This window comes from Bacteroides sp. 2201st1_D9_2201SCRN_220225 (assembly GCF_040928965.1).
Lineage (GTDB): Bacteria > Bacteroidota > Bacteroidia > Bacteroidales > Bacteroidaceae > Bacteroides > Bacteroides stercoris.
This window is the reverse complement of the sequence record NZ_JBCODG010000006.1, coordinates 1-26,531: the sequence shown is the minus strand read 5'-3', so window position 1 is coordinate 26,531 and position 26,531 is coordinate 1. Positions and strand designations below refer to the sequence as shown.

Below are 26,531 nucleotides of genomic sequence, written 5' to 3'. Positions count from 1 at the left end.
CCGAGACCGTTTCTATCGAATGTCAAGTTATATCAGTCCTTTTTCAAGTCAAAATACAGCAAACGCGTTTTCAAGGGTGCGTCTTGTGGAATGTCATAATACTGCTTTTCTATCTCTTCGGTCTTGTACAGGGGTACAAAGCCGTTTTTGTCGTAATACTTAAGCACTTTGTCCTCGTTGTACGCATCCACTACGAGAAAGCGGCATCCCGTTTTATTGTCCTCGTGGCGGAACCAGTCTTTTATAAAGACCATCAGTTGCTGCCCGACATGGCTCGGTGTGCCCTGATATTCTCGATTTACCCCCAGTCTTCCTATCAATACAGCCGGATAGCTACGCCCACGTTTAGGGTTTACGATGTTACGTTGCAAACGATTTTTGTCATTGGAAGAGATTAATTTGGTCTTGATGCTGTCATTAGCCAAGGTAAACAACGCTACAATACGGTGCGGAAATTCAGTCGTCACCCAACAGTAAGTTTTCCCTAAAAGTTCATCCGCATATAAATCGGCATCATGAAGGAAAAAATCATCAAGATCATCCTCGCCGCAAGTGAAAGGGAGACACTTTTCCCGCACTTCCTTGTTATAGGCAAGCATGACGCAATCATCGTATAAGGAAATCCCGTCCATTGTCAGTTGAATCGGAATGAACGGGATTTTTCCAATACCTTTTGTAGCCGTTTCTTGGCCGCCACGGACAACCGTGGAGTTACCTTTACAGCATTCTTGTCGGCACTACGCACGAAATCTTCTGCCGTAGCACCTTCCAAAACCGGAATATTCTTAATCGTTATAGCCATAGTCATTAATTTTATGCAAAAATACTACTTTATTGCCATACAACAAAATGCTACGTTGAATTTAACCGTAACAGGTTTATGTCAATTCACAAACAATCTGCCACTTTTTAAGTGGTTATTCTAACCATATTACATATCTCTCATCATCCTGTCGTCACATCCTCGCCGGTTGGATTTTCTCATGCAAAGGTACAGCGGTCGTCCGGCGTCAAGCACCACTATGCTAACGGCTCGCGGATTTGCCCGGCAGCCTTCCGCAAATCGAAGATGGCCTTTCAGCCCCCGCCTCGTACCTCGACGGATTGGGTATTCCGTGAAATTCCCCGGCCGTTTGCTTGCCTTTCCGTCCTTTCCCCGCTGTCTGGCTTGCATGTAAAATCTCTCCCGCCAAGGAAGCCGAAAGGCTCCGAAAGCAGGGAGAAGAAAAAAGCAAGTTCAACAAATTAAAAATTTAAAGTTATGCACAGCAAGATTTTTCAAATTACCGAAACACGGGTGAGCAAGGACAACTACCTGAACGAGGACACCCTCACGCAGGGCGACGATAGTTTCTTCGACTATTGTGCGGAGATTGACGATGAGGAACGCCAGTTCCATATCGACAACTTGGTAAACAACATTCTGCCCAAAGGCATGTTCGAGCTTGTTTCCGACGATACCATACGCTACAAAGGCGGTGCGGAACGATGGAGAGAAGATTTCATCGCAGACATTCGAAGCAGGGCGGAAGCCCTTACCCCCGAAAGCGTGCAGGACTGGATTGGCCCGGTCTATCAACTCGAAAAGTTCCTGAAAAACCCGCTCGATACCGCTTACTGGTTCTACATGGACGAGGAGGGGCTGCAATCCAACGCCGAGCAATCCTACGAGTTCCTGCGGCAGGCATGTGAATTTAAACCCGGTACGCTGCTCTACATCGGCGGTGTCATCGACTATCATTTTTAACCTCAAAACGCTGAACGATGAAAGGTACGGAACATTTCAAACGGACTATCAAGGAATACTTGGATGGCAAGGCACGGACGGACGAACTTTTCGCCGTCTCCTATGCCAAAGAAAACAAAAACTTGGACGATTGTATCACATTCATTCTCAATCAAGTCAAGGCAAGCGGCTGTTGCGGAATGACCGACGACGAGGTGTGGTCGCTCGCCATTCATTACTATGATGAGGACAACATCGACGTGGGCAAACCTATCAGTTGTGGCGTCGTGGTCAATCACAAGGTGGAGCTGACCGAAGAAGAAAAGGCGCAAGCCCGAAAAGACGCGCTGAAAGCCTATCAGGAGGAAGAAATGCGCAAGATACAGCAACGCCACAGCAGGCCGAAGCCGACCGCCAAAGCTGTACAGAATACCCAAACGGAACTCTCACTCTTCGATTTCTGACCATGAAAGCACGGACAAAATTTCAGCATCAGGTAGTAGCCGCCAACGGGCGGTTGCTGCCTATCACGGAGAAACAGGCAGAATGGGCGTTCCGGCATACCGTCGGACATTACGCTTTTCGTACACCGAGCGGACAAACGACCTGCCTCGATTGCGGTCATAGGTGGAACGAGACAAAGGCGAAGCGTTGCCATTGCCCGAACTGCCACGCCAAACTGACGCTCAAAGACACGCTTTGCCGCAAGACAGATGAGAAAAGCTATTTTTCTGTCATCACCACGCAGGACGGATTTCAGGTGCAGCGGATTTTCAGAATGACCGTTTATTATCACAAGAGCCGGAAAGCTCGGACGGACGTGTGCGAAGTGGCGAGGTATTGGTTGGACGAGAACGGGAAAACCGCTCTGACGGCCTTACAACGGGCAATGGGACGTTACTTGGATTGTTTTCTGTACGGGTCGGGGTTGGAACTGCGGAACGATAACTATGTGTATCGCCACATTGCCGACTGCTATGTCTATCCGAAATACACGGTTATTCCGAAGTTACGGCGTAACGGTCTGAAAGGTTCGTTTTCAGACATCGCCCCGCAAAAGCTGATGAAAGCCCTGCTGTCAGACAACCGTGTGGAAACGATACTCAAAAGCGGACGCAAACGCGACCTCAAGTATTTTATAGACCACCCGCAGGATTTGGATTTCTGTTGGCCGTCCTACAAAATCGTGTTACGCCAGAAGTATCGGATAAAGGACATGGGAATATGGGCAGATTATCTCCGTATGCTCGACAGGTGCGACAAAGACTTGCACAACGCCCACTATGTCTGCCCTGCCGATTTGAAAGTCGAACACGACAAGTACCAGAACAAGGTGCGTATTCTCCAAGAGCGGGAAAAACGCATGGAGCAGATGAAACGGGCGAGGGAAAACGAAGCACGTTTCAGGGAGTTGAAAGGCAAGTTTTTCGGTCTGGAGTTCACGGACGGGACGATAGTTGTCCGTGTACTGGACAGCGTGGAAGCCTATTACGACGAGGGCAATGCGTTACATCACTGCGTAGGACAGTGCGAATATTACCTCAAACCGGATACGCTGGTATTCTCCGCACGGATAGAAAACAAGAGGGTCGAGACCGTTGAGTTGAGCCTCGAAACATTCAAGGTGCTGCAGTCGAGAGGACTGTGTAATAAAAATACGAAATATCACAAGCGGATTATGAACCTCGTGCATAAGAACATCGCCCTTATCCGAAAGCGCATGGCCGCCTGATACCGGCTGCGGAAGTTATATCGGGCAACCACCTGCCAATCGGGACAGGTGGTTGTTCATATTCCCGATAAAGGCCATGTCGAACATTCTGTTATACAGACAATTCTTTTTCCATTCCCTTACATTTTGTCCGATGGACAATCGTTCGACGTTTTTTTTGCCCTTTATACCGCAGACACATACGGCCGTCGTTTCCTGTTGTAACGGCCGGAGATCTTTGCCTCCATTCCCTTTGTATGCTTGGGCGTATCATTTCATGGAATCTCCACTATCGCCACGGCCTGTTTTTACGCAGCAAAGGTACGGCGAACGAACAGCGTGTCAAGTACCGCTTCGCTACTCCGGATAAAATTTGACGCAAACTTTCCGCAATCGCAGATTGCGGCATTTCATAAAATTTTAACCTCCGTTCCTTGCCTGCTGTTCTTGCTTTCGCCGTTGGGAATTGCACGTAAAAATCAACCCTTTGGGCGAAGTCGGAAGGCTTCAAGAAAAGGGAAATAAAAAAACAGAACAATGACAGCAATAGAACAGATTATCGCCATAGCTGAACAATTAGGCTGGCAAGTTAAAACCGATACTGACAAACCGGACATCGTGGTGTTCGATTTTCAGCAATACACACCTCACGGGCAGGATTTCAGTTTCTCGGTTGAGATGAAAGGCAATGACACCGACAGCTTGTTACAGGAAGTTGAAACATATTACGAAGACTTCGACCCCGACTATGAAGCCTACCTGTGGATTGGTACGGACGGGCATGGCAAGAACGGCGCACCTTACCGAATCAAAGACATCGTGAGCGATATGGAGCAGGCGGAAGCCATGATAGAAAAACTTTATGAAACATTAAAAACAACCATGCAATGAGAACGAAAACCCTCTACACACGAGACGCCGAAAAGGCAGGAATAAGCCGTTTCCCAAACTTTCACCGCACGGGGAACATAACCGGCATGAAGCAGCTTTACTACGGAAAAAACGCCCTATTGGTACGTTGCGGGAGTCAGATTTACAACGTATCGAGCGAACCCGAAATTTACTACAACATGGCTCATTAAATGGTATTCATTATGAAAAGAGCAAGTTACAAGAAAGATTTTCAGAGTTGGAAAGGCATAATGGCTCTAAAACTGCTCTGCTGCAATATAGTTGCAGGCCGTTTTGATTGGAAGAAATACTGTACGCCACAGTCTTATTGCGGTCAGGAAATTTGCGTTGTACCGCTGCATTGCTCCTACGGACAGATAGGCTATACCGTGCACTTCCCTTATTCCGATATACCGGAAGTGGAATACGATTGGGAAATGAACAAATTAACTATCGACAAAGAGAATTGGGAAAGCTATTTAACGTGAGTATAATTCAAAATATAGCCAGTTGCCCGTCTTTGAAAAACATACATCAATGGCGGGCTTCTTTCAAAAACAGTATGCTGTTATGGTAGAAAGGGAGTTGGAAATAAAGTTATATTAAAGGAAGTGGGGCATGGAATATTCAATATCTTTATCTTCAACCATATATTTTTCCTGAAATTGAGCAATTTCTTTGCAAAAATCATCTGCCATACAATAAATCTCCGTAACTTTGGTCTCTGAAAACATCATGGTAATTGCTTAAATGTTAATTGAATACTATAAATTCAATACTTTTATTGCTATGTGCCTAATTTATTTACAGAATTAGAATTGAAAGAATATGACACAGACTTTTTATACCCAATGGCAATCTTCTGTCCTTGCAGACGCAGAAACTTATGTTTCAAAGGAATACAGTAATTTCCAAACGGCATTGCTACGTGAAATATCCAAATATGCAGAAGCCGTGGATGCGGCGGTCGTATCCGAGAATAAGGGGCATTATTATACAAGTTGCTTTATTGAACGTAATGGTAAGTTTGTATACATAAACCATTCTGCGGATGTGCGGATGGATGATGGGATAAAGATAGAACTCGGTTCGTTCATGATACGGACTGCCCGGCACGCAAAGGATTATACCGGCGGAAACAATCAATATTGCGATATGCTGCAGTTACAGTCAATGATTGACAAACTGCTGTCGTAATGATAACATATAGTCTGTAGCGGAATGAAAACCGGTAGGGACTATAAGGATGTGGAGCGCCTTCAGTATGAAATCGCTCCACATTCTTCATATTACGCTGCCGTTACCGACGCAGACCGCCGCCATATTCCGCCTCTTGTAGCTCCTCCCTGTATTCTTCAAGCTCGTTCAGCTTCTCGTTCACGGCTTGCAGGTTGGCCTCCAGCGTCATGTTGTGGTCATAAGGGTAATGATGTTGTACGGCCATCCCTGCATTGGTGGCCGTACCCACGTCCAGCGTATCCTTGTCCCTATTGTACCTTGCATACAGAATATCTCCGTTTGGCATTTCGAATACCGGCATTCTCTGATGTGTCAGTTCAGCAAACTGTTCCGCCGCCATATCTTTGGCCACCTCTTTCACATCATCGCTGGCACGGTCTGTGCCGTAACGTGTGATATGGTCCCGCACCTCCTGTTCCGTGTATTTCAGCATGATGTCGTATGTGCCTCCGACACTTCCGTTGTACACCACGGCAAAGTCCTTATCTTCAATCAGCAGGTCATCGCCCCGGTTCTGGAGGGGAGAAGCGTATGTATACTGCTCGTCCATGCCGTTGCCGTCGTAATACTCCTTGGCGAGCGCAAGCAGACCCTTGTAGTCGCCTTTGTCCTTCAATTCGTCCAGTTGCTTCGTGTCGTCAGCGGTTTGGAGATAGGCCACCGAAGCATAAAAAATACGTTCCTTGGCAGAGCGTTTGTCCTCTTGCTCTTCGGTAACATTTTGTTCCAACTCCTGCGCAATCTTATCCACCTTTTGAGTAACGATTGACGAAGCTCTTTTCACGTCCAGAAGCGTTGTCTTGATAAACTGTGGGGATTCTTTCAACTCATCGAGCCACCCTTTGAGGTATGCGCAACTGTCTTCCTTTATATGCTTGGTCATGCCGTAGCGTTGTGCGACCAACGCGCTGCCCAGTTCGGCCACCAGTTCCTCGCGGGCATACTCTTTCGAACCGAAAGAGGTAGGTTGGAGTCGGTCAAGCACACCTTCGGCACCCGTGGAATGGACCATCTCATGGAACAGCGTTCCGTAGAAAGATTCCCCGTCTCTGAACTGCTCCTTTTCGGGTACGACAATCTCGTTCTTTGTGATTGAGTAGTATGCTTCGTTTTGGTGCGTCGGTTTGATGGGACAAATCCAAAGGTTGTCCTTTATCATCGCATCGACAGGCCCAAAACTGAAATGTTCGCCGTTTTCGACCCTTTTCCCGTTCTCTCTTTCCAACTGCTCCCATAACTCCGGTCGAGCCTCCTGCAGGTTGGTCTGGGCGACATTGAACACCCGGAACACCTGCATTTTCGGATAGACATTGTATTGCGCCTTCTCTTCGTCGGAGAGTTTCTTGTAGTCGTCGTACTTGATTTTCTCCTTTGTTTCCTTATGTATGCAGGTGAATGTGGTCAGCATGACGGGAAACGATTTCTCGCCGCGCAATATAGATACACGGGGTAATTCCTGCCCGTCCTTGCCGGGCTTGTTGAGCCGCTGCACGCAGTCAAAGGTGCAGAAGCGCGGAATCTTGTACCCCTCATTCTCACAATGCAACAGTAACATAAGGGCGTTCATACCGTTGTACTCCCGCCCGGAAAGGTTACGCGGCCATTGCAGTGCCCCCTCGGTAAACCACGGCTTATGCCAGTCCTTGTGGATGCTTTCGATTTTCTCGATCATCATCTCGGCAAAGAGGTCCAGCGCCTTGTCCTCGCTGCTCGGCCCCTCCGTATTTCGCTTTCTATAACCGGCCATGACTGCTACTGATTGAAGTTATCCGATTCGGGAATATATTGCGCCAGTTCTTCCACCCGGCAGGAGATGTCCGGCTTCCCGTTATGTACCGAGACTGTCATCTCGCCCTTGGCTTCTACCTTGACGCCCGGTTGCAGCCACTCTTCACGTTGCCTGTCGAAGCAGAAGAAACGCACCCACTGGTACTCGAAATTCTCATCGACCTTTTCGGTGCTGAATGCAGAGAACATCGTATAGGACTTATCCTTTTTGTCCTTCCGTTCCTCGATGTTCTTGCCCACCTTGCCCCGGAACGAAAGTTCGCCCTTGATGGAATCCGCGATGTCTGCCGCCGGGCCGATACGGTCGGCAAAGAGGTTGAAATAGAGCTTTTCGCCCCGGCGTTTCAGGAACAGCGTCCCCGCAACCTCGACACGCAATCCGTTGCGATAGCCGGATACCTTCTTCTGACCGCCCTCCTTGCTGACACTGATCTCGACCGTTTCGTTCCGGCCGTCCTTGCCTTGGAGCACGACGCGGAGCGGAAAGGTCAGGAATGTTTTCTCTTCTTTGGTCGTGCGCATCGAAGCGTCGCGGCCGATGGTGCCGCACGCCGTAATATTGCATTTAATCATTTTATTTTGTCTTTTAGTGATACATAGTCCACCGGACAAAGCGGGGTGTCTTGAAGTTGAACAGGTTGAAAGCGTTTCCTAATCGGGAGCACGTATTCTCATGTAGACAATCCAGCCGGCGATACCCAGTTGGACGCCCACGATAACGAGTGTTGCTACCCAACCGAATAGCCGGGAACAAAACAGGATATGCAAGGCGCAGGCGGACACCCCGGACAAATATCCGCAAAGTCGTATCATCACGCGTTTTATCATGACTTTTGGGATTATCTTTTCAGGTTTTCCGATTGTGCCCGTTGTTCGGACATGCCCCGTTCAAAGTTCTGCGACGCCGCCTCCGAGAGGATGACCGTGTTCAGCACGCCGGTCACACGCAGCCGTTTGGCTTCCTCCGAAAGAGAACTGTCGTTCAGCGTCACCGACAGGCGGCTTAACTCGGCAGAGGTCAGTTCCCGTGATACCTGAACGCTGCCGTTGTCCGCCTGCAGGACAGCCCGCCCGTTTTCCCCGACTGTGAGGTCACAGGTTTTCATGCCCGGCAGCAACGCTTTGAGGTCGATACGCCGGCTGTCCATCGCCTCGGAAATGGCCGCCTTTTGTACCTCCTTGTTCTTGCTGTCGATTTGCGTCGCCAGCAACATCAGGGAGGTAAAGGCGGTCATGGCCATTTCCACGACAGGATCACTGCACCCCGACAATCCCACGCCGCTATCCTCCGAGGAGAGCAGTTTTTTCATCCACGTATCGGGCGAAAGGCTTTTGCCGGTGGCATTCTCTTCTGTTCCCTTATATCGGGCGAGCAAGTCGTTGCCGTTATGCAGTACCTGCTGTTTGATGTGTCCCTTTTGTGCGATTTCAGCCAGATACGCTGCCGGATCGACGTCCCGCTGCGTGCCATCCGCATAAATCTGCCGGACACCGAAGTGCAGGTGCTCCCCGGTCGTCCGTGTCCCCGTGTTACCGGAACGGCCGAGCTTCTGGCCTGCCTGTACCGTATCGCCTGCCTTTACGGAAACTTCGCCGAGGTGCATGTAGGTACACTGTACCTTGCTGCCGTCCGGACGGGTGTATTCCACGGTCAGCGATTTGTTACCGGGTGCATGGCCTTTGTCTTTGACAGCGACGACCTTGCCGTCTTTCTCCGTGGCCAGGACCGTATCGCCGTCGCACCGGATGTCGATACCCGTGTGCATACGCTCCTTGCCGTCTGCCGGATCTTGCCGCAAACCGAATGGCGAGGTGACGAAAAGAAACTCTTTCCGCTCCACCGGAAACGAATAGTCCACTGTATTTCCGACCTCACGGAGCGGGTTCTCTTCCACGCCGAACCGCTTTCCCTGCGTCTCCATTTCCTGCATGACCTGCCGGTCGTACTTTTGCAGCCCGTTCTGTTCGATGATACGTTGTAGGCTGTCGGCATAATGCCCTCCCGTGGCATAGCCCGCCTTTTCGAGGCCCTGTGTCCAGCCCTTGTAGTCGTCGGGCGAGAGCGAGAAACAGCGGGCATAGCGGCTGTTCTCTTTCAGAAAGCGTGAGTGGTGCTCATACGAATCGCCCACGCTGTCGTAGCTGCAAAACTTCTCGTTCGGCTTGTCATCGGAATACAGGCCGTACCGGCCACCTTCGGCAATCCATTCGGGCGTGGCCTTGATGCCGAAATGGTTGTTCTCATTCACGGCCAGACGGCTCTGCCCGTTGGAACTTTCCAGTATGCCCTGCGCCAGCGTCACGGAGGCCGGAATGCCGTACCTCCGCATCTGTGCCATCGCATAATCTGCGTATTGTTCCGTATATTCTTGATTCTTGTTTGCCATATCTTTACCTCCTCATGGTTGGACGTTGTTCGTTCATGTTCTGTTCGTCGGTTGCCTCTGCAGGCTCGTTTTGCTGCGCCTTGGACATACCGTCACAATCCATCACGTATGCCCGCAGCGCATGGATTTGCTGCCTTGTTTCCTCATTGCTGTGTTCAAATACCGATATGATTTTGTCCGCATCATACGGAATGCGTTCTTTGTCCGGAGGCATGTTCAGCTCGTTCGCTATGGTTTCCGCATCATACATGGACGCGTAATACTTGTTCTCATGTTTGAAAAGGACGACCGCTTCCGGTTGTTCCTCTTTGATTTTCTTGTATTTGTCATACAGTTGTTCCGGTATATCTTTTATGGACAACTCTTTCAAGGATGAAGCAGTTTTTGGGGATTCCTCATTGGCTTGTTTGGGATGCTTGTCTTTATCCTGCTGTAGGGTATCCTTTTCTCCTTGTTTCTTTCCGGCAGTCTCTTCCTGCGTCTGTCCTTTACGCAGCACATCGGCAAAAAGCGTGGCCGCCAGATGGTGTTTATATCCGGCACGGTCCTCCGCCAGCCACATACGCTGCCACTGTTGCCGCGTCACGCTCCGGGGCTGCAGTTTCTTTCCGTCGATGGTCGCCACGCACAGAATACCCTCTTGTTTGGTCTTGAACACGGACACACGCTGAATCCGGTTCAGGTCGATGTCCTGCGCCCCGCTGCTGAACAGGTCCACTTTCAGGTCGGGCTGGGTTTCCGCCAGTGCATAATACTTGTGCGCCAGTTCCATGCGTACATTTTCGATATTGTCCATCGACTGTTTGAGCGTGGAGAAGAAACGGTTCAGGTCGTCCTTATCGGGATAGATACTGTACCCGCTCTGATGTTCTGGTTTCAGATACAGTGCCCAACGGTTCTTGTCATCCTGGATCATCTGTACCTGGTCGAAACCGATTTCGTCCGCCCGTTTGACCGCAGGCGTCACGTCCAGTGTGGAAAGCATTTCCAGTGCCCAGTTCTTTAGTCGGGCCAGTGATACCTGTTTCTTGGCGAAATAGGCATCATCGGGCCTGTACCCCCATGCGCCGTCGGGATTGAAGAAACGCACGTTTTCAATACCTTCCCTTCGCAAAGCCCTGCCGATACGGGCTTTGTTCATGCCCGGCACTTCATTGTCCACCTCCGGCGACGCACCGGCAGGGAGTATCACGTCCGCCGATTTTGAGGACGGGTCGATGACGATGACAATGGTCTTGTCCTCCTTGTTCGGGTGTTTCCGGATCTCATCGGCCACATAGAAATGCTTGGGTAGCTGCTCCTGCATATCCGAAGTCTGTCGGCGGTTACGCATCGTGGCATATTCGATTTTCTCGCCTCGTTCCGCCTTGTGGATTACTTCGAGGGCGTTGTTCACGTCGCTTTCGAGGGCATCCATCAGGTTGGGGTTCTCTTTGAGTTCCCGGTTCCAGTAGTCCACCAGTTCAAGGCTTTTGTCGGACAGACGGGCAGGCAGTCCCAGTTCCAGCATTTTGATGCCCGAAGCCACCTCCACGATCAGCCGTTCCTGTTTGAGGGCATCTTCCGAAGGACCCATGCCGTTTTTCATCACCATGCCTTCACGGGCCAGCCGTTGTTGGTGTCCCGTGGCGCTCACGATTTGCCGCAAGGCTTCCTGAACGTAGTCGTTATAATGCTCGAAGTTCCGTTGGCGCGGCATATAGACCGCATCGCGGTCCGTCTCATAATGGGGCATTCCGCTGCCGTCCGAACGCACGGGCACGAGATTGTCCCGCATTTTCAGCAGGAAGTCGTTGAAACGGATATGCAGCCGCCGTTCATCGGCTTCGGAATATCCCCGTTCCACGGCACTGCCGTCTTTCAGCAATACCGCATCGTATTCTTCCTTATCCACGTAGGGTAGTGTCGTCTGGTCGATGTTGAAAAGTGTATAGATCTCCCGGTTATGTATGCCCTTGTACTGTTTTCGTATCTCCTCGTCCAGTTTCAGATAGGCTTCCCGGCTGATGTTGTCCTCCGGATTGTTGCGGTGGACGTACTTATTCCAGTTGTAGAACAGGAACGGAACACCTTGTTCATGCTCACGGACCGACGTGCCGCGTGCTTTGGCATCGCTATAAAGTGTGAACAGGTTGGTCTTACACCCGTTCCGGTCCGAATGCAAGGCCATAAACAGGCCGTTGAACGGGCTGACAGCGACACCGCGCGGGTAGAATTTCGGAAAACCCTTGCCCGTAGCGTTGAGCCAGTGTCCTCCGGCATTCGACGCTTCGTTCAAAGCCGTGGAGAGCAGCTCTATCTGACGCTCCTCGGCATTCTTTTCCATTTGCGATTTTTCTTTCATATTCCCATATTTTTATCGGTTACAGGATTACTGAATGCCCCGTGTCCTCACGATGGTCTCCTGTTGTCCGTTGTCGTAGTTCTGCGAAGCCATCTGGCGGAGCTTGTCACTTTGGGCGAGCACGGCATTGGCCAGCGTGTTCAGCGGCAAGGCTCCTGCACGGTAAGCGTCGGCCATAGCGGGTGTGAGCTGCACCGTGCAGGGTACACGGTCTATCGTGGCGACCAGCGTGCAGCCTTGTAGTGCAGGGTTTACGATACGCGGATTCAGCGGCTCATCGGGATAGCTTCTGTATTGAACCTCTCTGTCGGCTGTGGCCGCATATCTGCTTCTCTCTGTCCTTTCTTTGCCCAATGCTTCGTGCCCTGCCTTGTTCAGCAGGTTCGCGCCACCCAAGCCGATAAGCAACATCTTCAACATCGGATTCTTGACGAATATGCCCGCCACGATACTCGCAATCGGCAGCAGGTTGTCTTTCAGTCCCAAAGATTGCGTCTTGCCTGTGAATATGCCCAGTAGCATGTCGGGCAGCATGGCCAACACACTGCCTGGATTACTCATGACTTCGCCGAAACCTTCCAGTCCGAGGAAGCGGGTCAGTCCATCCCAACCGTTCTCGTTGGTCTGTATGGTCTGCGCTTCTTGCCCGGACGGATCTTCCCGTACTGTCTTTTCGGTGGAGACTGTAAAAACCTGTACTTCTTTTTCCCTCTGTTCGGATTCCTGACCGGTCTGTTCCTCTGTTTCGGCTTTCCGTCTTTCCATATCTTGCAGGTAGGCTTCCTCCTGTCCGGGAGCGATAACCATCGGCACGTCTTTATACCGTTTCACCCGTTTCCGTTTCTCCTCGGCGGTTTCTTCCCGCCACGGCATATTTCTATTGTCTGTTTTCCACCAGTCCATAAAATCGAATGTTACAATCGGTATCTTCTTCTGCAACTCTCCGTTGGCTGCGACAAGAGCCGTGTTTTCTTTGCCCGGTATGCTTGCCGCCTCTTTGCGGAAGCCGTCGAACACGTTGCTGTCGCTGCCGAACACGCCCTTGCTGATACACTCCTCTGTAGAGGGCGGCTGCGTTTCCTCCTTCCCGAAATGGTCGGCAACGGCTGAGATTGCCGTGTCCGCACCGATGAACCGTGCAACGGCCGTCCACGAACCCGTACCGCCCAGCATGACCGTATCGGCCGAAGCCCCCAACACCCAGCCCGCACCTTTCTCCAACTTGCTCGGCCGGTAGGCAGCCTCTCCGCGTTTTTCTATCTCTTCGGCCAGCGGCGAGCGCCCCAAAGCCTGCGGCAATCCCAGCAGGCTCGATTCCGCTGCCTTACGGATGATGTAGTCCGCCGAGGATTTGGGCATACGCTCCTTGACCAGTTGGTCTATCATCAGTTGCTCTACACGATAGTCCACGAAGGCATAGGCGAGGTCGCAGCCTAATTCCTGCGACAGTTTATCGTAACGCTCGCGTCCGACTTCCTTCACGACGGCATCGCGCCACTGTCCGGCCATGTAGGCAAGGTCGTGCTGCATCTCCTCCGACGAGAGAATCCTGTCCTTGCACATCCCGATGTAGTCCTCGGTCGTCTTGGAGTTCCACTCTCCCGTAACCTTGAGAGTCTGGTACGGGTCGGCGAGCGGTTGCCCCGCTGACGCCATCATGCCGAGTATGCCGCCCAGGGAGGTCGAATACGCTTTCATTTCCTCGCCCTGTTTTTCGGTCAGGTAGGATTGCGTCTGCGTCATGACGGGGACAAGATGATGGCGGAAATAACTGCCCATCAGGGCCTCCAACTCCGCAAACCTTCTGCTATGTTTGATTCCGTCCATATAATCAATGCCTTTCTATATCATATTTATTTGTTTCAACAGTTGTTCCTTCGTCTGCTCGATAGCGTTATGGTACACCTCCATTTGCTTTGGGAAAAACTCTTCGAGCCACGTGTCCTTTTCGATGTTGTCGTGAATGAAACGTATTGCCTGTTCCCGCTCGATTTCTACCGAGGCTTCCCCTTCCTCCCGGTTGTTGAACCATGCCTTCGTCCACCAGCGGACTCCGGCACGGTCGGGATAGACGGAGACGATTCTCGGTATGTCGAAACTCTGGATGTCGATGTCCAGTTCCGCCAACGGATCAATGAGTCCGCTGCCCGCTACGGCTTCGTCATGAAGTTTTTTTTTACCTCGCCGCCTGTTGCGGAAAGGTACACCTCATGCCGCAGGGCAAGGTAGTTCAGAAAATCCGCTATCAGCAGGTTCTGTACCTTGCAGGCCAGCGGCATGGCTTTGCGCCCCAGTCCCAGCGGGTTGTACATGCTCGGCATCTTCTCGTAGAAATACTCTTTCGCAGCTCCCATTGTAAAGATGTGGCGTAGCGACTGCTCCGTATGTGCGGGAACCGTGTACGCTCCCCGCTGCAAATCCTCCATGTAAAGTGGCAGAAAGCGGAGCATCAGCTCTTCTATTTCCCTTTGATCTTTCTCGTAGTCGTTTTTTACTCCTGCTTCCGCATCGTAAAAAGATGCCGCACCATTGCCGTCGGCTTCCTGCAAAGCCTTGATATTGCCGTACAACATGGTCAGAAACTCTATCGGGTTCAGCTCCTCGCCCTTGAATTTGACTTCTATATGCAGCCGTTCGCCGCTCAAAGCCACCGTTTGTCCGGCTTTCACCCGCTGTCCGAATTGGGCGAACACATTCGACAGATGACCGTATGTCACCTCGTACCCGCCGTAACGGACCGTCTGGCAGATGCCGTGTACCGGGTCGTTGCCCACGCCCGACACAATGCCGCTGGCCACGGCTGACAGCATGTAACACCTCACGTTGAAGTCTATCCCGTGATGAAAGAACTTTTCTCCCGTTGCCGGGTGTACCTGCTCGCCATAGCCGAGCGACAGTTCCACGTCTTTCCCCTGCGGCTCCTCGAACGGCATACAATAGCCGCTGTCGGAGTGCAGAATCATTTCTTCCGTATATTTCATTGATATATATATTTTCGTGTTTCTATCTTCTCATTCCTCCGCTTTGCGTTTGCTCCTCCGGAGAGAGGGTCGGCATCTGTGCCCTCGACACCGTTTCCGGGGAAGCCGTGCGGACAACGCCCGCATTGTTGCCGATAAGCATCATGCCCAGGAACAATCCGGCGATTTTACCCAGCCAGCCGAAACGTCCGAACATGAGGTACGCTGCCGCGATCAGACCGGCAATGTTCAATCCCGACACGTTGCCCCCTCCGAGGTTTCGCAGAAAGCCGCCGAGCATGTCGAACAATCCGCCGCCGGAAGTTTCCCGAAGGAAGTGCGACACCCCGTTCAGTTTCGAGTCTGCACCGCCCACGGCCTCGCTTACCGCAGAAACCGCCTCTCCGGCTTTGTCTTTCAGCTCCTTCATGTCTTCGGTCGTACCCGCAAGGGCATCCGTGGCAGATTTGCCGACCACGGCCTCGCTGACTATCCGTGCGACGCTTTTATCAGTCGTCAGTTTCTCCCAACCCACATAGCCGACAGCAGCCCCGGCAGTGGCCGTCTTGACCGCCTGCCCGGCTCCCCGAAGGGTCTGCGAAGGGTGCAGTACCGCATGACCGGCACTCTTTCCCGCCATGTTGGCGGCCTTGCCCATGCCTTTCATGGCCTTTCCGCCGTATTTCAATATCATATCCCAAGCTCCCATATTTTTATTCTTTTTTTAGGGTCTTACATTTCTTCCAATTTGCCGCCAGCGTCTTTGGGCGGCTTTCACGATGTCGTACTTATCTGCGACAGGGCGTGCGCCCTCGTCGATTTCCCGCCAGATGTCGCCCATCGTGGTGTATTTCACTGCCTTGGTCAGCCGTTGCAGCGTCCGGTTCATCGACCGGAGTTTCGGGCGTATGCCGAACACGATCTCCATGCGTTCCCTCTCCGTCATCTTGTTGTCCGACAGGCAGGCCGTGCGTATGTCGTTCACGATTTCCACGCTGTTCAGTATCATCTCCCGATAAATCTGGTTGCGCCGCGTGGAAAGGGCGACGGCCAGCGCGTTGGTCGAATGTCTGCCCAGTTGCTTGGTGAAGTCGCCCATGTTGTCCGTCAGCTGCGCTATTTCATGGTAGAAACCGTAAATCTGCGCCGCATAGCAGACAATCGAGCGGAACGAGTTCAGGTAATTGTTGAACTCCCGTTGCAAGTCCGTCGTGCCTTCCACTTCCTCCTTCGTCCACACATGCCCCGTGGTCTGCATCAGCATGACCTTCTCTTGATTCTTCAGTTCTTTCTCGGCCTTGTTGGTATAAACCAGAATCATTCCCGCAAGGGTTGCATCGTTTTGGGCCTGCACCTTCGGGATACCGGCACACAGCAACAGAATCCATATCCAGATTGTCCACTTCATCATTCTCCGTTTTTATTTTTCTTTTTTCAGCGGGCGATAGCGGCCGCCCTGCGCCAGCGGGACATGGCCAGACGGGCCACCTCTCCGTTGCTGCGGTCGATCATGCCCGCCGTTATGTTGTCCCACACGTCGTTCAGCGTATAATAGCGCAGGCTCAAATAGAGCAGGTGAAGTTTCCGGCTGAACGCCGCAAGCTGGTCGTTCAATGCCCATAGGGTCTTACTCCGTTCCGCTCCCGTGAGCATGTTTTCCGTGCCGCCTTTGGCCACGGCGTCGTTCAGCAGCGTGAACACGGAGACCAGCTCCGTCGCCGTCTCGATATAGAGGTTGTTCATGTTCATGCTGGCGACGATGCCCTGCGGGTTGTCCCGTATCGCCTTGCCCAGTTTTCCCAACGTGAGAAAAATCCGCACGCCGTCGTTATAGAGGTGGGTGCAGGCTTTCAGCGACGAAGCATAACCGTTCGCCGTCTTGAGATAACTGTTGTACTGCTTTTCCCACTCATGTATGCGGTTGAACTCCGCCGCGATACTGTTCTGCATCAGGGCGGTCTGTGTCTGCCCCTTGATTTGTTTGTCTATCTGGCCGTTTATCAGTTCGTTTCCCTCGGCCAAGGCTGCCCATTCCAACGGGTTCGAAGCGGCAACCTGCGCCTTGGCCAATTGCGGAAACAGACCGACAAGCACAAAGACCACCCATATACTAATGATTCGTAATCTCATAGATTCCCTTTTTTCGTTTATTGATTTCCACACGTTCACGGATAATCGCCACGATGTCGTTTCCGCGCCGGATACCGATAAGGTCGAGCTTCGGGCTGTTCCGGTCCGTCGAAAGGATAACGACCGTTTTCAGACCGCAAAGCTGTTGCAGGAGGCTCTGGTGTTCCTGAAAGTCCACGATACGGTACAGTTCCATGTAGTCCACCCTACGGCAGAAAAGCCCCCGCTCGCAGACAAGCTGTTCTTCGCCGACCCGGTAACGTATCCGGCGCAGGCAGATGAAACGATACAGCAGCACGAGGAACAGAAACAAGGCAATGACCGTTGCCATACTGCCCAGCGGCATACCTTCCATGCCGCCGTACACCAGCCCCGCCATGCACATGAATATCAATGGCAGTTCGTCGATGACGAATTGCCCGGCGTGCGGCCACAGGGTGATGTTTCGGACATCTTGTATGGAGTATGGCGTGGTCATCGGCGAAAATGTGTTTGTCGTTCCTGTTCGGCATTTTCCTCTCGTTCCTGATTCTGTCCGATGGATTCTTCCCGTTTTTGCTCGGCCAGAAGCAATCCGTTCCAGTTCTTGTGCGGATAGGCGGGCCGTTCGCGGACAAAGGAGGTGTCATTCCTTTTATCCAGTCCGAGGAACTCCCGCAGTCCCTCGCGGAACTCTTTGTAAAGCCTGTTTACAATATCCTCTTGGACCTGTATATCGTCCGTATGGCACAGACCGCTCGAGTGCATCGACCTGGCTTCTATCCATGCTGATTCGTATTTCCCATACTTGCTTAGCAAATCCCTGGGCAGCAGTTCCACCTCTCCACAGTCCAGATTTTCGCCATCCGGAACAGAGTCGAGATAAGGCTTACGTTCGGAGGTCGCCTCAATGGTGGAACACACTGCACGGTACATCTCTTGTTGAAGATTTTTAGCATACTCGATTCCTGCGAGGTCGGTGTCGAAACAGATATGCTGCCGGGCAGGAAGAGCGGCAGAAAACACGCCCTGCATCTGCGCCACGGTTGGGGAACCACCCGTAGAGACAAACACCGCCTTTCGTAGCTCTTGGTTCTGCGCTTGATGGAGCTGGTAATAAGCCATCGCATCGTAGGCACTCTCAAACCAATAGATATGCTCGGCTTCGGCAAGGGGCGTTCCGGCAGGACTGGCAATCCACAGCCCTTCGTTCGCATTGCCTTCCTTGGCCTTGTCTTGGTAGCTGCCGCTCCCGTCCATGCGCACGCAGTCCCGTTCCTCGAAGCCCACGACCGTACCGCCCTCCTTGGGCAAGGTCAGCGGAAAAGCGAGACAGGTATATGCCCCACCGTCTGCGCCGTGTTTTGTCGCCAGACAGAAATGACGGTGGAAAGCATTCTGCGTGCTGAGGTCGATACCCCGGTTCTTAAAATAGGGGTAAAACGTCTTCTGCGTCTCCCGGTCCTGCGGATCGAATGGGTGTAGGTCGTAGTCCGCAATGTCGAACGGCCGTAGGTCTTGCTTATCCTCGACGGGTATGTTCAGCAGACGGCTGCACACGAGGTTTACCAGCCGGTTCGGGTCTATTCCCTCGTGGTATTCTGCAAATAGCGTCGGGTGTTCCTTGATGAACGAAACGACGTTGTATTCCTTCTGCCGGGGTGGCTGGCTACAGCATTTTCCCTGTTGCGTTATGACGAACTTGTCACCCCGGATACGCTTTCCCTCACTGTCCGTGCGGATAAACGAGGAGAGGCGTAGTCCAAAGCGTCGGTTCTGGCGATACCCGGCATCGAGCAGTACATCCCGGATGTCGATCCTTTGCACAAAATCGTCATGTGTCAGTTCCTTGTCATTCATTGTTTTCTCTTTTATTGTTTCATGTGGGGTGTGCCGCATTGTCATCGGTGGAAACGTACTTGCCGTTCCTGTTCGGGTTCTTCTCTCCTGGTCGGCTCTTCGTGAACTGATTCTTGCAGCTTGATCTTTGCCAAGAGCTGTTCGTTCCAGTCCTTATAGCCTTTTTCAGCAGGCTCGTACACGATAAGGCCGGTGCCGTCCTCACCGGGAGCGGGAAGATTACGGATCGCATCCTCTATAGCCATGATATTTTGTCTCATGCCCTCCAGTGTTTCCTCACTGGCCGAACCCTCGGCAAGAGCCATCTCGTACTCGTCTTGGCACACCATACTCATCTCCTGCAAATATCCGTCGCCGATTGTCCGATAGTCAAGCGTACCATCTTCCCGATAGATTTCTTTGGGACGTAAAAGCGTGCCGACTATCCTGTGAAAGTCGAAGGGTTCGAGTTTTATTTCGTAGTTCTGGTTCTCCTCGCCACTGATACGGACCAGCAGTTTGTCGTCTTTCGTCACGTTGCTGGTGAATGTCTTGCCCGCCTGGGTGAGCGCGAAGTTGATGGCGAAGATCTGTCCGGCACGGTCCTGGTCGAAGCAGAGATGGTGGTAAGCGCGTGGAGTGGCCTTTGTCATGGCTTTGAACTGCTGCTGGCTCGGTGCCCCGCCGGTAGAGACGAACACTCCCTTTCGCAGTTCCTTGTCCCATTTCTGGTTAAGCTGGTAATAAGCCATCGCGTCGTAGGCACTTTCGAACCAATAGATACGCTTGGCTTCCGCAAGTGGGGTTTGGGCAGGGCTGGCAATCCACAGCCCCTCGCTCGAATTGCTTCCCTCGGCCTTGCCTTTGTAGCTGCCGCTTCCGTCCGTTCTTGCACGTCCCCGTTCCTCGAAGCCCACGACCGTGCCGTCGCCTTTGGGCAAGGTCAGCGGAAAAGCGAGATTGGTGTATGCCGCACCGTCCTCACGGTGTTTCGTTGCCAGACAGAAGTGGCGGTGGAAAGCGTACTGAGTGTAAAGATCGATCCCCCGGCTCTTGAAATAAGGATAGAACTTCTTCTGTGTCTCCCGGTCCTGCGGATTGAACTTGTGGATGTCGTAGTTCGCGATGTCGAACGGGCGGATGTCCCGCTTGGGCTGGATAATCCGCGTTGTCCGGTCCTCGATGGGATGGTTCAGCAGCCGGTTACACACGAGGTTCACCAGTCGGTCGGGAGCCATGCCCGCACGGTATTCCGCAAAAAACTGCGGATGCGCCTTGATGAACGAGATGATGTTATAGACTTTCTGCTGCTGTGCTTGGAAGCAGCACTTTCCTTGTTGCGTCACGATGAACTTGTCGCCACGGATACGCCGTCCCTCGCTGTCCAGACGGACATACGAGGGATAGCGCAGGCCGTCGCGCCGGTTCAGGTGGTAGCCTGCGTCAATCAGCACGTCCTGAATGTTCAGCCTTTGCAGGAAGTCGTCGTAGGTAAGGTCTCCTTCTCTCATTGTCTTTATCTCCCTCTTCTCATATCGTTAATATCCTGATTCATCTGTGCCTCGAAATTGCGTATGGCCACGTCCCTCGGCGTATCGACACCGGGTTTGAAATACGGACGCGGCTCGCCTCCGAAACGCTCACCGTAGAACTCCGGACCGTGATGATGATGCCGCAGGCCGTGGACGACACCCGCCGTGACGACCGTTCCTGCCGCAAGGGCGGCGAAAATCTTCACGCCGAGACCGCGCTGTGCTTCCGGCCGCATCTTCATGTCCACCTCGCTGAATATTTTCGAAAAGATTTTCATGCGGTGGTAGTCATCGACCGCGAGGAATTTGTCATAGTCCTTCTGGCTGATCTCGTGGCTGATGACCTGTCCGTCGATGACGGCCGTCATCTTGTACTTGCCCTCTATGGGGGATGGGTGTACGGCTATCTCGCCGACCTCGACCTCCCTGCCGTGCCGTTCTTCCCGGTACCAGCCCTTGCGCTCGTCGAGCACGGAAATATCGCGTCCATCGACGGAAGCGGTTGCGCCATACGGCATCTCCTGCCGGAGCTGGTTTTCCAGTGGGGAGAGGATTTCCTGCTCCTGTTGTTGTCGCTGCGTCAGTTCCTCCTGTACTTCGGGGTGCAGACCGAGGGCGATACGCTGCTTGCTGTCGAGGTCTGCCATCGTTACCTTGTCGGCAAAATCTGCCTTGATTACCCCGTTCAGGACTTCCAGCCGCTTCTCGACCGGTTGTTCCTCGATGGAGTTGGAGGTCAGGACGGCCGTTTCTTCTTCCGTCAGGTCATAGACCAGATCGGCGGCGACCTTTTCGGACTGTACGGTCAGTGTCCGTGCCTCCTTATCGACGATAAGGCCGTGGGAGGCAAGACATTCCTGCCATTTCTCATTGGAAAAATAGACAGGAGAGCTTATCAGTTCCTTGTAGGTACGGGCCGGTTCCGTGCTGCGCGGACGACTGACCAGCGGCGTGATGACCGTCTGCAGGTTTTGCAGTACGTCGGTCTGTTGTGCCGGTTGCACCGGTTGTCCGGCCTTGTATTTGTAATAGAAGCCGTAGCCGCCCGACTGCAATTCGCCCGGCTTCATGCGTCCGTCCCACCGTTCAGGGACAATGGGCGGCCCCGGATAGAACAGTTGGCCGCCGACCCGCCGCAGATGGAAGCCCCACTGGTGGCGTGGCGTCCAGCCGAGGAACGGGGGCGGCATACCCAGCCGTCCCACACGCCCGTATTCGCCGATACCGATACGGTAGCCGTGCAGCCCCATAGCGACACGGCCATTGGCATTGCGGGCATGGACGAAGTTCTTGGGCATATAAAAGTCTTTCCCTACAATGCTCGTGAACACGTTGTAGGCTTTCTTGTTGGCCGAGTTTGTTCCCCAGTCCGTCAGGGCCAACATCTGACGCTCGGTAAGGTCGTAGGTCAGCAGCGGCGAATCGTGGCCCTGCACCATGAGCCGGTAGCCCGTGCCGTCGCTGACCACGTGGGCCTGCATACCGTTACGCCTCAATATGTCCTGCATTTCGGGTTGCAGGTCCATCATTCGGGGGTTGGTATTCTTTCGTATCGCCATAATCCGTTGTTAAAAAGGGTTTCCGTTATGCATCTCCGTTCTCCATCGCCGCCTCCAGTTGCTCGTCCTTGTAGTGGACGAACTCGGCGGCGGATTCGTTGCCCGCCATAAGGCTGTGCTCCTTGCAATAGCGGGCATATTCCTCCTGCCATTCGGGCGAGAAATGATTCACATAGTCGAGCCAGCCGTATTCGCCGCGCTCCATCTTCTCGATAAGGACCTCTTCGGGATAATATTGGTGTTCTGCCATATTCGCTGGATGTTAAGATATTATTTGTGAACTCCCGCCGCACGGTTACGCTCGGCGCTTTTCTTCTGTTCGTTCCACAGTTCTTCGGTATATTCCTCTTCGGGAACATAGTCGAGGTTGCCGTCATCGTCCATCACCCAGCAGCCGTACACGCCGAAAGTGTACTTGTCCCACTCGCGTTTGGGCTGTTCTTTCCATTTCTGGCTGTCGCCCGAACAGAAGCGGATGCCGGTCTTGTCATGCAGGTCGATGCCCACCGTGACGGGTTCATCGTCCACGACCAGTGTCAGCGGTTCGCCGTTCTGCATACTGTTTACCTCCATTGTACCGAGGTGCATTATGTCGGCCAGCACTTGCAGGTTGCGCCCGATAATCGGCGTGGGGATATACATCACCTGCTTCGTTTCCTCGTCTATCTGCACGAATGCCTTGCTGTGTCGTCCGTCTGCCGTCTCCACGTCCGCAATGATGGCCTTGCCGTCGAGCAACTGTTTCTGTTGCGCCTCGTCGTAGCGTTCCAGTGGCGAGGATTCCAGGACGGGATAAAATACCACGTCCGACAGACCGTCATCTCTGCGGACAAGGGCGAAGCGGCTGCGGCTTTCAATTAGTTCTCCCTTCTCGTCACGGACACGGACCGGAAGCACGGGAGAGTGTCTGCCGTCGCAAATCTCATCGAGGACACGCATCGGCAAGTCCTCGATCATCTCCTGTGTAAGCCCGAATCGGGCCAGTGTCGGATAGGGCAATTTAATTAGTTCAAATCGTACTACATTCATATTTAATTTTGTATTTTGAATTACACTTTGCAAAGATAGATTCTTTTCATTCCCTTGTATATAATAGAATAATATTAGTGTATTAAGAGAGTTTATTTTTATGTTCAGAGTATGATTTTGTGCATAAATTCATACTCTGAATGCTTTTTTTGTTGTACTTTGATCGAAAAAGGCCGTGGAAACGGGACATCTTGGGCAGGGCTGGTTATATTTGCCGCATGAGAAAGAAACTACTGGTTTTGATGGCGGGTGCTGCAAGTATCGCAGGCCCCGTTCAAGCACAATTCAATACGGTCTCGACCGTGCCGTCCCGATACAGGGTTGAAGTCGTTTCTGCCGGTAGGGATAATGCAGCGACCTTGCCCGGAAACACGCTTTCCGTCCAAGACACCTTACCGTCGGCAGGAGATGCTGCCCCGGCATTGCCCGCCGACACCTGCAAACACGTATGGATAGAGCGTTACCTTAGCGTAAGCTATCCGCTGCGCCGGATGAAAATCAACTCGCTTTATGGGTATCGGAAAGATCCTTTTACCGGAAAAAAGAAGTTTCACAACGGAATCGACCTCCACGCACGGGGCGACGAGGTGATGGCCATGATGGCGGGAGTGGTAGTGAAAGTCGGGCAGGACAAATCCTCCGGCAAGTATGTGACCTTACGGCATGGAGACTACACGGTCAGCTATTGCCACCTGTCGCGTATCCTTACCCGGAAAGGGGCTGCTATCGGGCCGAGGGATGTCGTCGGCATTACCGGTTCTACAGGACGCAGCACCGGCGAACATCTGCATATCACCTGTAAACTCGACGGTAAGAATGTCGATCCGTTAATGGTACTGGATTACATCAAGTCCATACGCGAAGAGTGCGTGGCGGCACTGGCCGAATCCAGAGAGGCCCCCGCATTAAGTCCTGCGGGTGGAATACACAGATGATTCCGTTTATTTTTGTTAATCAAATGTCCGGTTCATACACGACGCCATGCTCTGGAAAAGGCTCGGTTGTACGGCAGGTTTTCTTGTACTCTGTATCGTTCCGACCATTTTTTATATGTTGAAGGTTAAAGTAATGAGTTATTATATATACCGATTGTTTGGTATTGGCACGGCTGGTAAAAGCTTGTAATTTTGTACCCGTTTTTCATTTCTTTTAAAAACTATAAAAAAATAACGGGTAATTGTGCGTATATCTGGTCTCGGACTGATACTTATGTTCCTGTTTCCGATAACTCTATTTGCCCAACAGAGGGTGGATGTGACCGGAAAAACCCTTGTCGTTTCCAATAATGGAGAAGGACAAGAGGTGTTGCCCTATACCAATATCTTGGTACTCGAAGCCGGGGATTCCACCCTTGTAAAAGGGGTGATGAGTGATGCCGGCGGGAATTTCCGCCTTAGCTTCCATGCAAAGAAAGAATCGCCTTACCTGCTGAAAGTTTCTTATATAGGCATGAAGCCGGAGTTTCGTGCATTAAATACAGGCAAGACGAAAATCCATGTCGGAAACATTGTCTTGACAGAAGGTCTTGAACTGTCCGAAGTGGTGGTCACGGCTCCCATAAAGGAGGTGGAACTGGTGGGCGACACTACCGTCATCAATGCCGATGCCTACCGGATTCCCGAAGGCTCGAACTTGGAAGAGCTGGTAAAAAAGATACCGGGCTTGGAATATGACAGGCAAAACAAAACCTTGGTTTATAATGGGCTTCCCATTGCGGAAATCAATGTAAACGGGGAAGCGTTCTTTGCCGGAAACCATGCGCTGGCTTTGGAAAATCTGCCCGCCGATTTGGTAAGCAGGATAAAAGTGTATGACAAGCGTAGCGAAATGGAGAAATTCATGGGGATAAAAACAGGGGAAGAAAACTATGTGCTCGACCTGCAAACCAAGAAGGAGTTCAACGGTACACTGATGACTTCCGTAGCCGCAGGCAAGGGTAACAACAAGAAAAAAGAAGCGGAACTAATCAGCAATTTCTTCAAAACCGCCGGGGAAAACCTGTCGGTAATCGCCAAAAGCGGCAACCGCAACATGACATCCGCAAACAAAGACAACCGCCAAGACAATGTAGCGGTGAACTTCCTGAAAAAGTTCGGAAAGAAGATACACCTTAACGGGAATGTCATGTACAGCAATGCTATCAATGGGAACGAGGGGACATCTTACTACGAGCAATACCTGAAAACGGGGAACCGCTACCGCTATGCGACCAGCGACCGCCACAACACCAACCGCATGGCAAGCACCATGCTAAGCATGAAATGGAATATCGATAAGATGACCTTGCTGAACCTTTCAGGCAGCTTTAGTGCGATGAAAGGGACAAACGGGAGTGACAGCCGGCAGGCGACCTACAATGAAGATCCAGAATTGGATATCACAGCACCGTTTAATGGGGAAGAAAACGGCCAAACGGAAAACGATATCCGGGTGAATGGCATCCGCATGAACTCCCGTTCAACAAGCGCCAACCGGCAGTATTTCCTGAACGCCGACCTCACCCGACGGCTGAACGAGAAAGGCAGCAGTTTGGGGCTAACCATGCAATACTCGGAAGGGAGAGGAAAGAACGAGGCGTTTTCCATGTCGTCCACCACCTATTACCAATTGCAGGATGAGTGGGGTAACGATTCCGTCCTCTACCGTAACCAATATTATGACAGCCCAAACAGAAACCGCAAATTCAGCTTGGGACTGATACTGACACAGCCACTACACAAGAGCCTGCGGGCACAACTTTCGTATAAATTCAGACGGGAAAACCAAAACAACGACCGCAATACCTACGACCTGTCCCGCTTTTTCGACGGTACGGACGATGAACCCTTGTACACCCTGCCGGAAGGCTACGAGGCAGCCTATACCGACAGCCTGAGCAACAGAAGCCGAAGCCACACGACAGCGCATGAAGTGGCCCTCCACCTTAACTATACGAACAGAACTTGGGAAATCAACGCCGGCCTGTCCGTCGTTCCCGAACGGCAGAGTCTCGACCAGAAGACCGGGCGGATACAAGCTGACACGCTGAGAACCTCCGTGAACTACTACCCGGCTGTTACCGTCTTGTGGCACAAAAAGAAAACACGGGTGCAACTAAGTTACGAGGGAGATACGAAACAGCCGGGACTGACCGAACTGCTGACACTGACCGACAACAGCGATCCGCTGAACATTACACGGGGAAATCCCAGCCTGCGCCCTTCGTACAACCAAAGGGTGCGCTTAGAAGCACGAGACACGAAGATAGGTTTGAACGGAGACATGACTTGGGCGAACACGGTGAACAGTGTGACACGGGCTGTGACGTACAATACCCAAACAGGCGGTATAGAAAGCTATCCCGTGAATGTGAACGGGAATTGGAACGCAAGAGCCACCGTGCGATACCAGAAGCGCATCAAACGCCGATTTTCCGTT

At 52.2% G+C, this 26,531-nt stretch carries 28 protein-coding genes; 9 read left to right on the top strand and 19 right to left on the bottom strand.

Going from position 1 to position 26,531, the window contains the following annotated elements; genetic code table 11:
• Nucleotides 1-32: 32 nt before the first annotated feature.
• On the bottom strand, nt 33-632 hold the full coding sequence (locus AB5903_RS02940) for a GNAT family N-acetyltransferase (protein ID WP_117858270.1): 600 nt from the start codon (nt 630-632) through the stop codon (nt 33-35).
• Between the two features lie 2 nt (nt 633-634).
• A complete protein-coding gene (locus AB5903_RS02935) occupies nt 635-802 on the bottom strand; it encodes a hypothetical protein (protein WP_165450458.1) in 168 nt (55 codons plus the stop codon).
• Between the two features lie 459 nt (nt 803-1,261).
• Here AB5903_RS02935 and AB5903_RS02930 point away from each other — a divergent pair, with 459 nt between their 5' ends.
• The 7 genes from AB5903_RS02930 to AB5903_RS02900 all read left to right on the top strand — a co-directional run bounded on the left by AB5903_RS02930 (nt 1,262) and on the right by AB5903_RS02900 (nt 5,525).
• Nucleotides 1,262-1,747, top strand: a complete 486-nt coding sequence (locus AB5903_RS02930) for a hypothetical protein (RefSeq protein WP_008654997.1) — start codon at nt 1,262-1,264, stop codon at nt 1,745-1,747.
• Nucleotides 1,748-1,764: 17 nt separating this feature from the next.
• Nucleotides 1,765-2,190, top strand: coding sequence for a PcfK-like family protein (locus tag AB5903_RS02925; protein WP_008654998.1), 426 nt, complete (start codon nt 1,765-1,767; stop codon nt 2,188-2,190).
• Between the two features lie 2 nt (nt 2,191-2,192).
• Nucleotides 2,193-3,458 carry a PcfJ domain-containing protein gene (locus tag AB5903_RS02920; protein WP_117858274.1) on the top strand — a complete coding sequence of 422 codons (1,266 nt, stop codon included), beginning with the start codon at nt 2,193-2,195 and terminating at the stop codon, nt 3,456-3,458.
• Nucleotides 3,459-3,974: 516 nt separating this feature from the next.
• Nucleotides 3,975-4,328, top strand: coding sequence for a hypothetical protein (locus AB5903_RS02915; RefSeq protein ID WP_117858275.1), 354 nt, complete (start codon nt 3,975-3,977; stop codon nt 4,326-4,328).
• A complete protein-coding gene (locus tag AB5903_RS02910; protein ID WP_008655004.1) occupies nt 4,325-4,519 on the top strand; it encodes a hypothetical protein in 195 nt (64 codons plus the stop codon). Before AB5903_RS02915 ends, AB5903_RS02910 begins: the two co-directional genes overlap by 4 nt.
• Nucleotides 4,520-4,531: 12 nt before the next feature.
• Nucleotides 4,532-4,816: a hypothetical protein gene (locus tag AB5903_RS02905; RefSeq protein ID WP_008655007.1), complete on the top strand. Its 285-nt coding sequence runs from the start codon at nt 4,532-4,534 to the stop codon at nt 4,814-4,816.
• Nucleotides 4,817-5,156: 340 nt separating this feature from the next.
• A complete protein-coding gene (locus AB5903_RS02900; RefSeq protein WP_008655022.1) occupies nt 5,157-5,525 on the top strand; it encodes a hypothetical protein in 369 nt (122 codons plus the stop codon).
• Nucleotides 5,526-5,628: 103 nt separating this feature from the next.
• On the opposite strand, the gene AB5903_RS02895 is transcribed toward AB5903_RS02900, so the two are convergent.
• From AB5903_RS02895 to AB5903_RS02815, 17 genes are all read right to left on the bottom strand, one after another.
• Nucleotides 5,629-7,314: a zincin-like metallopeptidase domain-containing protein gene (locus AB5903_RS02895; RefSeq protein WP_149923569.1), complete on the bottom strand. Its 1,686-nt coding sequence runs from the start codon at nt 7,312-7,314 to the stop codon at nt 5,629-5,631.
• 5 nt (nt 7,315-7,319) lie between these two features.
• The gene (locus AB5903_RS02890) at nt 7,320-7,928 is read right to left on the bottom strand and encodes a hypothetical protein (RefSeq protein ID WP_008655026.1); all 609 of its coding nucleotides are present in this window, start codon (nt 7,926-7,928) and stop codon (nt 7,320-7,322) included.
• 78 nt (nt 7,929-8,006) lie between these two features.
• Nucleotides 8,007-8,183 (bottom strand): hypothetical protein, encoded by a 177-nt coding sequence (locus tag AB5903_RS02885; RefSeq protein ID WP_165450459.1) that lies wholly within the window; start codon nt 8,181-8,183, stop codon nt 8,007-8,009.
• Between the two features lie 11 nt (nt 8,184-8,194).
• On the bottom strand, nt 8,195-9,742 hold the full coding sequence (locus AB5903_RS02880; protein WP_147542213.1) for a glucosaminidase domain-containing protein: 1,548 nt from the start codon (nt 9,740-9,742) through the stop codon (nt 8,195-8,197).
• A 4-nt stretch (nt 9,743-9,746) separates the two neighbouring features.
• Nucleotides 9,747-12,086: an ArdC-like ssDNA-binding domain-containing protein gene (locus AB5903_RS02875; RefSeq protein WP_149923570.1), complete on the bottom strand. Its 2,340-nt coding sequence runs from the start codon at nt 12,084-12,086 to the stop codon at nt 9,747-9,749.
• 27 nt (nt 12,087-12,113) lie between these two features.
• Complete coding sequence (locus tag AB5903_RS02870; protein ID WP_149923571.1) at nt 12,114-13,913, bottom strand: hypothetical protein; 1,800 nt, start codon at nt 13,911-13,913, stop codon at nt 12,114-12,116.
• A gap of 15 nt (nt 13,914-13,928) precedes the next feature.
• Nucleotides 13,929-14,213 carry a hypothetical protein gene (locus tag AB5903_RS02865; RefSeq protein WP_008655032.1) on the bottom strand — a complete coding sequence of 95 codons (285 nt, stop codon included), beginning with the start codon at nt 14,211-14,213 and terminating at the stop codon, nt 13,929-13,931.
• Between the two features lie 23 nt (nt 14,214-14,236).
• Nucleotides 14,237-15,067 (bottom strand): M23 family metallopeptidase, encoded by an 831-nt coding sequence (locus AB5903_RS02860; RefSeq protein WP_149923572.1) that lies wholly within the window; start codon nt 15,065-15,067, stop codon nt 14,237-14,239.
• Between the two features lie 22 nt (nt 15,068-15,089).
• Nucleotides 15,090-15,755: a hypothetical protein gene (locus tag AB5903_RS02855; RefSeq protein WP_149923573.1), complete on the bottom strand. Its 666-nt coding sequence runs from the start codon at nt 15,753-15,755 to the stop codon at nt 15,090-15,092.
• A 15-nt stretch (nt 15,756-15,770) separates the two neighbouring features.
• Complete coding sequence (locus AB5903_RS02850) at nt 15,771-16,454, bottom strand: hypothetical protein (RefSeq protein WP_149923635.1); 684 nt, start codon at nt 16,452-16,454, stop codon at nt 15,771-15,773.
• Nucleotides 16,455-16,480: 26 nt separating this feature from the next.
• Nucleotides 16,481-17,176, bottom strand: coding sequence for a hypothetical protein (locus AB5903_RS02845; protein WP_149923574.1), 696 nt, complete (start codon nt 17,174-17,176; stop codon nt 16,481-16,483).
• Nucleotides 17,157-17,654, bottom strand: coding sequence for a PH domain-containing protein (locus tag AB5903_RS02840; RefSeq protein WP_149923575.1), 498 nt, complete (start codon nt 17,652-17,654; stop codon nt 17,157-17,159). The genes AB5903_RS02845 and AB5903_RS02840 overlap by 20 nt, the downstream gene beginning before the upstream one ends.
• A complete protein-coding gene (locus AB5903_RS02835) occupies nt 17,651-19,015 on the bottom strand; it encodes a toprim domain-containing protein (RefSeq protein WP_149923636.1) in 1,365 nt (454 codons plus the stop codon). The genes AB5903_RS02840 and AB5903_RS02835 overlap by 4 nt, the downstream gene beginning before the upstream one ends.
• 41 nt (nt 19,016-19,056) lie before the next feature.
• Nucleotides 19,057-20,505 (bottom strand): toprim domain-containing protein, encoded by a 1,449-nt coding sequence (locus tag AB5903_RS02830; protein ID WP_149923576.1) that lies wholly within the window; start codon nt 20,503-20,505, stop codon nt 19,057-19,059.
• A 5-nt stretch (nt 20,506-20,510) separates the two neighbouring features.
• A complete protein-coding gene (locus AB5903_RS02825; RefSeq protein ID WP_149923577.1) occupies nt 20,511-22,085 on the bottom strand; it encodes a hypothetical protein in 1,575 nt (524 codons plus the stop codon).
• A gap of 25 nt (nt 22,086-22,110) precedes the next feature.
• The gene (locus AB5903_RS02820; RefSeq protein ID WP_055173387.1) at nt 22,111-22,335 is read right to left on the bottom strand and encodes a hypothetical protein; all 225 of its coding nucleotides are present in this window, start codon (nt 22,333-22,335) and stop codon (nt 22,111-22,113) included.
• A gap of 20 nt (nt 22,336-22,355) precedes the next feature.
• Nucleotides 22,356-23,114, bottom strand: a complete 759-nt coding sequence (locus tag AB5903_RS02815) for a DUF4099 domain-containing protein (RefSeq protein WP_149923578.1) — start codon at nt 23,112-23,114, stop codon at nt 22,356-22,358.
• A 140-nt stretch (nt 23,115-23,254) separates the two neighbouring features.
• Here AB5903_RS02815 and AB5903_RS02810 point away from each other — a divergent pair, with 140 nt between their 5' ends.
• Nucleotides 23,255-24,049 carry a M23 family metallopeptidase gene (locus AB5903_RS02810; RefSeq protein WP_149923579.1) on the top strand — a complete coding sequence of 265 codons (795 nt, stop codon included), beginning with the start codon at nt 23,255-23,257 and terminating at the stop codon, nt 24,047-24,049.
• Nucleotides 24,050-24,323: 274 nt separating this feature from the next.
• On the top strand, nt 24,324-26,531 hold a 2,208-nt coding region (locus AB5903_RS02805), incomplete at its 3' end, for an outer membrane beta-barrel protein (RefSeq protein WP_368117647.1).